At 35.3% G+C, this 8,239-nt stretch carries 8 protein-coding genes and 2 pseudogenes; 7 read left to right on the top strand and 3 right to left on the bottom strand.

Annotated features, from left to right (window positions below; all coding sequences use genetic code 11):
• From DMB91_RS06715 to pssA, 3 genes and pseudogenes are all read left to right on the top strand, one after another.
• A pseudogene (locus DMB91_RS06715) lies at nucleotides 1-665 on the top strand (cell division protein FtsH); the annotation flags it as partial.
• Nucleotides 665-1,279 carry a phosphatidylserine decarboxylase gene (locus DMB91_RS06710; protein ID WP_034906987.1) on the top strand — a complete coding sequence of 205 codons (615 nt, stop codon included), beginning with the start codon at nucleotides 665-667 and terminating at the stop codon, nucleotides 1,277-1,279. The pseudogene DMB91_RS06715 and the gene DMB91_RS06710, both read left to right, overlap by 1 nt.
• 11 nt (nucleotides 1,280-1,290) lie before the next feature.
• Nucleotides 1,291-2,019, top strand: coding sequence for a CDP-diacylglycerol--serine O-phosphatidyltransferase (pssA, locus tag DMB91_RS06705; RefSeq protein ID WP_034906985.1), 729 nt, complete (start codon nucleotides 1,291-1,293; stop codon nucleotides 2,017-2,019).
• Here the strand turns inward: pssA and DMB91_RS06700 are convergent, their stop codons facing one another.
• The gene (locus DMB91_RS06700; protein WP_143116872.1) at nucleotides 2,020-4,554 is read right to left on the bottom strand and encodes a hypothetical protein; all 2,535 of its coding nucleotides are present in this window, start codon (nucleotides 4,552-4,554) and stop codon (nucleotides 2,020-2,022) included.
• 67 nt (nucleotides 4,555-4,621) lie between these two features.
• On the bottom strand, nucleotides 4,622-5,431 hold the full coding sequence (locus DMB91_RS06695; RefSeq protein WP_034904542.1) for a ferritin-like domain-containing protein: 810 nt from the start codon (nucleotides 5,429-5,431) through the stop codon (nucleotides 4,622-4,624).
• A 46-nt stretch (nucleotides 5,432-5,477) separates the two neighbouring features.
• Here DMB91_RS06695 and DMB91_RS06690 point away from each other — a divergent pair, with 46 nt between their 5' ends.
• Nucleotides 5,478-5,846 carry a methionine-R-sulfoxide reductase gene (locus tag DMB91_RS06690; protein ID WP_034904539.1) on the top strand — a complete coding sequence of 123 codons (369 nt, stop codon included), beginning with the start codon at nucleotides 5,478-5,480 and terminating at the stop codon, nucleotides 5,844-5,846.
• A complete protein-coding gene (locus tag DMB91_RS06685; RefSeq protein ID WP_034904535.1) occupies nucleotides 5,836-6,468 on the top strand; it encodes a MarC family protein in 633 nt (210 codons plus the stop codon). The genes DMB91_RS06690 and DMB91_RS06685 overlap by 11 nt, the downstream gene beginning before the upstream one ends.
• Here DMB91_RS06685 and DMB91_RS06680 read toward each other — a convergent pair.
• Complete coding sequence (locus tag DMB91_RS06680; RefSeq protein ID WP_081946955.1) at nucleotides 6,465-6,959, bottom strand: amino acid ABC transporter ATP-binding protein; 495 nt, start codon at nucleotides 6,957-6,959, stop codon at nucleotides 6,465-6,467. The two genes, DMB91_RS06685 and DMB91_RS06680, sit on opposite strands and share 4 nt — an antisense overlap.
• Here DMB91_RS06680 and DMB91_RS06675 point away from each other — a divergent pair.
• Both DMB91_RS06675 and DMB91_RS06670 read left to right on the top strand, forming a co-directional pair.
• Nucleotides 6,952-7,620, top strand: a pseudogene (locus DMB91_RS06675) (cell division protein FtsH); the annotation flags it as partial. The gene DMB91_RS06680 and the pseudogene DMB91_RS06675 overlap by 8 nt on opposite strands.
• Nucleotides 7,620-8,234 (top strand): phosphatidylserine decarboxylase, encoded by a 615-nt coding sequence (locus DMB91_RS06670; protein ID WP_034906987.1) that lies wholly within the window; start codon nucleotides 7,620-7,622, stop codon nucleotides 8,232-8,234. The pseudogene DMB91_RS06675 and the gene DMB91_RS06670, both read left to right, overlap by 1 nt.
• The last annotated feature ends 5 nt before the right edge of the window (nucleotides 8,235-8,239 follow it).

Here is an 8,239-nt window from a genome sequence, read left to right as displayed (position 1 = left end):
CCATAGCTGGGCTTGAGAAAAAATCTCGCCGTATCAACGAAAAAGAGAAAAAAATCGTTACTTATCATGAATGCGGACATGCACTAATTGCTGAAACCACAAAAGGGGCAAAAAAAGTCAGCAAGGTTTCAGTAATACCAAGAGGCTTAGCTGCACTTGGCTACACTCTTAACACACCTGAAGAAAATAAGTTTTTAATGCAAAAACACGAGCTTTTAGCTGAAGTTGATGTGCTTTTGGGCGGTAGGGCAGCTGAACAAGTATTTATCGGTGAAATTTCAACTGGAGCAAGCAATGATTTAGAACGAGCTACTGATATCATAAAAGCTATGATTTCTATGTATGGAATGAGTGAAATCGCTGGACTTATGGTGCTTGAAAAGCAAAGAAATGTTTTTTTAAATGGCGGACAAACTATAAAAGATTATTCAGATAAAATGGCTGAGAGCTTAGATGATTATGTCAAAAAGACGCTTGATGAAAGATATAAAGGCGTTTTAGAAACACTTAGTGCATATAAAGGAGCAATAGAAACTATGGTAAGTGCTCTTTATGAAGAAGAAACCATAGAAGGTGCTAAGGTTAGAGAGATCATTAAAAATTATGAGCTTGAAAATGATATGCCAACCCGCTTACAAGAGCAAGAAAGCAAAGATACAAAATAATGAAAATGAGCCTTGTAAAATCAGCCTTTGTTTTACTTATCACTGCCGTTATTGTATTTTTGGCGGTATGGATTTTTTGGCGTTTTTCTTGGCTATTATTTTTTGTTTTACTTGCACTTTTTTTTATCTACAGAAAACCTTCAAGAGAAGTTGTTTGTATGGACAAAAAAGCCGTCTTAGCTCCAATTGATGGTAAAATTATTGCGATAAAAAATATCGTTCATAAAGATTTGGGCGAGTGCGTAGAACTTGATATTAAAAACCTACTTTATGAAGCTGGTGTGATTTATACAAGCACAGCCTTACATGTGCAAGAGATTAAAACAAGGCATGGGCTTTTCTTGCCTTCAAGTTTTGAGCTGAGCAAAAGCCTTAATGAACGTATTTTTATCCTCGCTAAGCAAGAAAAACACATGCTAGCTATGCGAATTTGTACTGGTTCTTTGGATAGAAGCATTAAGATTGACAATCTTAAAGAAAAATATCAAGCTGGCGAAGAGTTGGGCTTTACGCTCAATGGCACATTAAGCTTGCTTTTGCCAAAAGATACTCGTTTGCTCGTGGGCGTAGGCGATGAGCTTAAAGCTTGCACTTTGCTTGGTTATCTTTCTTAAAAGGTTTAAATATGCAAGAACACAAACCTCAGCTTAGCTATATCCTGCCAAACCTTTTCACAGCCGCATCGTGCTTTTGCGGAGTGATTTCTATCATTTCTTCGATCAATTCAAACTTTAAATCTGCAGTGTTTTATATCTTTTTAGCCCTCGTTTTTGATGGGCTTGATGGACGCATTGCAAGACTTACAAATACTACTTCTAAATTTGGTGTTGAGTTTGACTCTCTGGCTGATCTTGTCGCTTTTGGCGTAGCTCCAGCTGTGCTTTTTTATGCAAGTTCTGGATATGAATACGGTAAAATAGGCTCTTTGATTACTGGCTTTTTTATTGTCTTTGGGGCTATAAGACTTGCCCGCTTTAATGTAACCACAGGCACTTATGAACCCTCAGTTTTTATAGGACTTCCTATACCAACGGCTGCTATTGTAAGTGCGATTTATACCTATGCCTTTTTAAGCTATGAGTGGCTAAAACCTTATGAGATCGTGTTTTTATGCTTGCAACTCATGCTTGCGTTTTTAATGGTAAGTAATATCCGCTATCCAAGCTTTAAAAAAATAGATCTCAGCAAATCAAACATGCTTAAAGTCCTAGTTTTACTCATCTTAGTCTTTTCCATGCTCTATCTTTTCACGTTTGAGAGCATACTTCTTATCGTCAGTGTGTATGTGTTTTATGGGATTGTGCGAGCGATTTGGAATTTACTGACCAAATTTAAGAGGTTAAAAAAAGGCTAATCATTCTTTTAAAAAGCCGTATTCATAGATTTTTGGCTCAAGTTTGAAAGCTAGAGCCTTAAGCTTTGCTCTTAAAATAGCGATTAAGTCGTTATACTTTAGATCTTGGCTTTTAGTATTCATTCTGCCTATTTTGCCGTCCTTACTTTCCTTGCGTCCTTGAAAATACTCTTTGATGTCATACAAACTTGCATTAGCATTATAAAGCACTTCAGTGCAATTTTTATGATAGTAGCTAAAAAGTGCCTTGCCAGCTTCAAACACAGCCCTTGCTTCAGGGCTAAATTCTAAAGCCTTTTGTGGGATAAAAGAGTCCTCTTCAAATAAAGCTTCTTCTTTTTTGCTGGTGCCAAGCTTGCCCCTAATAAAATCAACGATAAAAGAACTTGCAAAGGCTTCTTTTGCACCTAGCTCATTTTCATCAAAGGGGATAAAGTGATTTAACCCTTCTTTGCTTGAAATTCTATTTTGTCCGTGAAAGAGCATAAAGGCGAGGCAGTCGTTTTGAAATTCTTTATCCTTCAACCACTTATCATTAGGGTATAAAAACTGATCTCTATCATTGAGCCAAGTCGATTCTATGGCGTGGCGAACGGAGAAAAAGATGGAATTTGCCATTAAATTATTTTTTGTTATAGCATTATAATTAGAAGCCTTTATAACGCTTTGTGAGGGCGTGTGAGTTATAAAAACAACATTATTGTTTTGCATATCAACGCTTCCTCTTACAAGATAACTTAATATTGTTTCATTTTTTGTTAAAAATTTATTATAGTGTGCTAGCCAAGTTTTAATATTTTGTTTTGGAGTAACAAAAATATTTTTTGTGCCAATAAATTTTGCTTTTTCGCTGTAAATATCTGCAGAGATTTTTGAAAATTTTTCTTTGATTGCTAAATTCCAAATAAAAAATCCAATAGGAAATTTACCTTTTACATTGTCAAAGGTGTATGAAGGACATATAAATAGTTTTAACAATTTAGCTTGAAAAAAATCTCTAAATTCTTGTGTGTGCGATCCTTGCAAATTTTTCAAAGTTGAAAAATTTGCAAGGATACAATTTGGAAGTTCTTCATAAATTCTTGCTAAAAATTGCACATATAATTCCTTTGCACCTTGTCTTAAAATATGTTGATATTTGTTTTTTATTGTGCTTTCGGCAACCAAATCTTTATGTTCTGATTTTTCGCTTACAATGCTCTTGCTTGAAGTAGCCTCCGCATACGGCGGATTAATGAAAATCAAAAGTTTTTTACGCTTTTGTTCCTCTTTGATGATTGCTTGCAAAGCCTCTGGCACTTTTGATTTTTTAAGGATATTACCCTTTTTATCTACTTCATCAAGTAGCTCATCGTTTAAAAAGTCAAATTGAAAGATATGCTTTTCAAAGAGGTTATTTTTACCCTCCTTAGCATCATCTTTCATGATCTTTACATCGGCTTCATCAAGCGTTGAAGCATAAATTTGCTTTTTGTTTTGTAAATTGGCAAGCAAATTTCCTGTTCCTGCACACAAATCCCAAATGATATACTCATCTTGGTAATTTTCCCCTAAGGCTTTAGCTAAGTATTCTTGAGCCTTTTCCACCCAAATAGCAGGGGTAAAAAAGGCTCCTTTTCGCTCTCTTATATCTCTTGGCACAAGCAAATCGCGTCTTTTAAGTATGTGCTTTCGCACCTCTTCAGCAGGGGGACGCTCATAAAAGGACCAAAAGTCTTTATGAGCCTTTTGTTCGTCTTTAAATTTAAAACTGAGTTCAAAGCCATTTGGTAAGGTTTTTTCATAATGATCTTTTAAAAGCACAACTTCTAAATTTTGCTTTAAGCTTTTATTGTCCTTTGAGAGCAAATCCGCAAGGTAAAAATCAGCTGGATTAAGCTCTTTGACTTTACCATCTTCATCTTTATAATCAAGCTTTATGCTTGGCTTTACTTTTGCAAGCCATTTTTGATAGACGATATTAAAGTTGTTTTTAGTAATGGCTATGGCTTTGCCTTGTCCCCAACCTACGATGAAGTCATTGTGTAAAAAATGCTCTAAGTCTTTGTTTTTCTTCACTTCGTCTTTTTCTTGGATAAAAAAGTCAAAGATGAGGCTTTTATCTTTTAAAAGCTCTTTTATCTGGGCGTAGAGTTGTTTGAATTCTTTACTTTCGTGGTTGCTTGGGGTTACTTGCCAATTAAAATCATTTTGGTTAAAAACAAAGGCTATACTCTCATAAGGGATAAAGGCGATTTTTACCGCATCAAAAGCACCTAAGTACTCAGGTGGTAAGGTTTTTTCATTGATTTTAGCTTTACCTATGGTAAGGATAAGTTGCACAAAGCTTTGATAAAAGTCTTCAAGCTTTAGCTCACCTTTTTTAGCCTCAGCCCATAAAAGCGTGTTTGAGCCAAGCTCGTCAAAGTCAAGTCTGTCTTTTTGCACCACGCAAAAGTCTATGTTTTGCACTATCCTTGTGGTGTCAAATTGAGCGAAAAAATCCCCAGCGACTTTCAGTTTGAGCTCTTCTTCACGAATTTTTAAACTATACATTTGTTTTTCCTTGATTTTGACTCTGTGATTGTATAATTTTAATGCTTAAAAATTGCATTAACGGGAGTTAAAAACCCCTGTGTTTATAAAATTCTTCAAGCTCCTCAAGCTCTGTTTCATTAAAACCAGCTTTTAATCTCGCTTCGGTGTTAAGCACCTTGCCAGCTAGGCTAAATTCTTTGAATTTTTCACAAATTTGTATAAAGTTTTCATGTTCATCTTTGCTTGCTCTCCACCATATATCACCTTTATTTACATGAGCGATCTCATCTTCTAAGATGATATTTAAAATTTCTTCTAAAAATGTTTTTAGAGTATGCTTGGTGCTTTGGAGTTTTTTAACTACAAAAGGATTAGCATCAAGTCCTCTTGCTTCTAATCCTCTATGCACTACGCTCATTCTGTATTTGAACGAATTTGCGGTAGCTTTTAGGGCAGCTTCAAGATTATCATGCACCACAAAGTCCCCATACTTAAAGCCAAGCTCACTTAAAGCACTTTGCAAAAGCTTAAAATGCTTGATCTCATCATCTGCTATCTTAAGAAAATCCCTATAAAAAGCAAAGTCTAAACCATGAAAACGATAACTTGAATCAAGGGCTAAGTTTATGGCACTATACTCAATATGGGCTATGGAATGAAGCATTTTTGCTAGGGCTTCATTTGAGTTTATTTTACTCACTCGGCGAATTTTCATGGGCTTTTTTACACTTAAGCTTGCGTGAATATTATCTCTTAATACAGCCTTGTGTTCATGATCAAAGATAAAAAGCTCTCTTTTAAAATCATCATAAAAATCAAAAAAAGTTTCAAATTTAAGTCTTAAATTCTGCTCATATAAAATATTTTCTAAATTCCTAAAAAATTCCTTATTCATTTACCTGCCTTTGTGCTATTATAACGAAAAAAATTAAGGCTTGATCATGAAAAAACTCAGTAAAGAAGAAGAATACATACTCATACACAAAGGCACAGAAGCTCCTTTTACTGGCATTTATAATGACTTTTTTGAACAAGGCATATATGTATGCAAAGCTTGTGGGGCTAAACTATATAAAAGTGAGGATAAATTTCCAGCTCATTGCGGCTGGGCAGCCTTTGATGATGAGTATGAAGGAGCTATTTTAAAACAAAAAGATAAAGATGGTATTAGAACTGAAATTATGTGCAAAAAATGTGGAGGGCATTTAGGACATGTGTTTTATGGGGAGGGTTTTACACCTAAAAATACTAGACATTGTGTTAATTCACTTTCCTTAGACTTCATCAAGGATCAAGCTCGTGTTTACTAGTGTAGAATCCCAAATTTATAGTATGTTTATTATCTCTATCACCATACTTGCGGTTTTAAATCCTTTTGGCAATCTTACTCAATTTATCGCTATGACAGCTGAACTTGCTAAGTCTATACGACAAAAACTCTTTCGCAATATACTTTATACAGCCTTTATCATCGTTATGGTGTTTTTATTTAGTGGTCCTTTTATCATGCGTTATGTGTTTAATGTAAGCCTTGATGATTTACGCATTGCTGGAGGGCTAATACTCATCATCATGGCGACAAAGAATTTACTTTTTACAGCAAAAAAGCAAGATTTTTTGCATTATCAAGGCTTAGACGAAAAGGATTTACTAAGAGCTAGTGTTGTGCCTATGGCTTTTCCTATGCTTGTAGGTCCTGGCACGCTTTCAACAGCCATCATCGCTTCAGAGGATCAAGGCTTGCTTGTTGCTTGTGGGGCAATAGTGCTTGCTTTTGCTTTTATGTTTTTGCTCTTTCATTTTGCAGCTACTATTGAAAGGATTATCGGTAAGCTTATTTTGCATGTTTTTTCACGCATAGCTCAAGTTTTTATTATGGCTATTGGCATTAAGATGATAATAGTGGGCATTAAAGATATATTCCATCTTTAAATGCAAAAATCCTCATTATCAAACCTAGCTAAAAACTGCTTCACTCTTGGATGCTTTGGCTTTTTAAAAAAGTCTTGAGTTAAACTTTGCTCTAAAATTTCACCCTCGCTCATAAAAACAATCTCATCGGCTACAGATTTAGCAAAATTAAGCTCATGCGTTACTATAAGCATACTTTGATCTTTTATGTTTTTAATGACTTCTAAAACTTCTCCTACTAGCTCGGCATCTAAGGCTGAAGTTGGCTCATCAAAAAGCATAAGGCTAGGATTTACAGCTAAAGCCCTTGCTATGCCTACTCTTTGAGCCTGTCCTCCACTAAGCTCAAAAGCATAAGAATAAAGCTTGTCTTTTAAACCTACGAGTTCAAGTTTTTCATAAGCAAGCTCAAAGGCTTGTTTTTTAGGCATTTTTTTAACCACTATCAAAGCTTCTGCTACATTTTCTATGGCATTTTTGTTGATGAAAAGATTGTGGTGTTGAAAGACCATAGCTGGGCTTGAGAAAAAATCTCGCCGTATCAACGAAAAAGAGAAAAAAATCGTTACTTATCATGAATGCGGACATGCACTAATTGCTGAAACCACAAAAGGGGCAAAAAAAGTCAGCAAGGTTTCAGTAATACCAAGAGGCTTAGCTGCACTTGGCTACACTCTTAACACACCTGAAGAAAATAAGTTTTTAATGCAAAAACACGAGCTTTTAGCTGAAGTTGATGTGCTTTTGGGCGGTAGGGCAGCTGAACAAGTATTTATCGGTGAAATTTCAACTGGAGCAAGCAATGATTTAGAACGAGCTACTGATATCATAAAAGCTATGATTTCTATGTATGGAATGAGTGAAATCGCTGGACTTATGGTGCTTGAAAAGCAAAGAAATGTTTTTTTAAATGGCGGACAAACTATAAAAGATTATTCAGATAAAATGGCTGAGAGCTTAGATGATTATGTCAAAAAGACGCTTGATGAAAGATATAAAGGCGTTTTAGAAACACTTAGTGCATATAAAGGAGCAATAGAAACTATGGTAAGTGCTCTTTATGAAGAAGAAACCATATAAGGTGCTAAGGTTAGAGAGATCATTAAAAATTATGAGCTTGAAAATGATATGCCAACCCGCTTACAAGAGCAAGAAAGCAAAGATACAAAATAATGAAAATGAGCCTTGTAAAATCAGCCTTTGTTTTACTTATCACTGCCGTTATTGTATTTTTGGCGGTATGGATTTTTTGGCGTTTTTCTTGGCTATTATTTTTTGTTTTACTTGCACTTTTTTTTATCTACAGAAAACCTTCAAGAGAAGTTGTTTGTATGGACAAAAAAGCCGTCTTAGCTCCAATTGATGGTAAAATTATTGCGATAAAAAATATCGTTCATAAAGATTTGGGCGAGTGCGTAGAACTTGATATTAAAAACCTACTTTATGAAGCTGGTGTGATTTATACAAGCACAGCCTTACATGTGCAAGAGATTAAAACAAGGCATGGGCTTTTCTTGCCTTCAAGTTTTGAGCTGAGCAAAAGCCTTAATGAACGTATTTTTATCCTCGCTAAGCAAGAAAAACACATGCTAGCTATGCGAATTTGTACTGGTTCTTTGGATAGAAGCATTAAGATTGACAATCTTAAAGAAAAATATCAAGCTGGCGAAGAGTTGGGCTTTACGCTCAATGGCACATTAAGCTTGCTTTTGCCAAAAGATACTCGTTTGCTCGTGGGCGTAGGCGATGAGCTTAAAGCTTGCACTTTGCTTGGTTATCTTTCTTAAAAGGT

This window comes from Campylobacter sp. MIT 97-5078 (genome assembly GCF_006864455.1).
Lineage (GTDB): Bacteria > Campylobacterota > Campylobacteria > Campylobacterales > Campylobacteraceae > Campylobacter_D.
The sequence above is the reverse complement of the archived record's forward strand: the minus strand, read 5'-3'. Positions and strand labels throughout refer to the sequence as shown.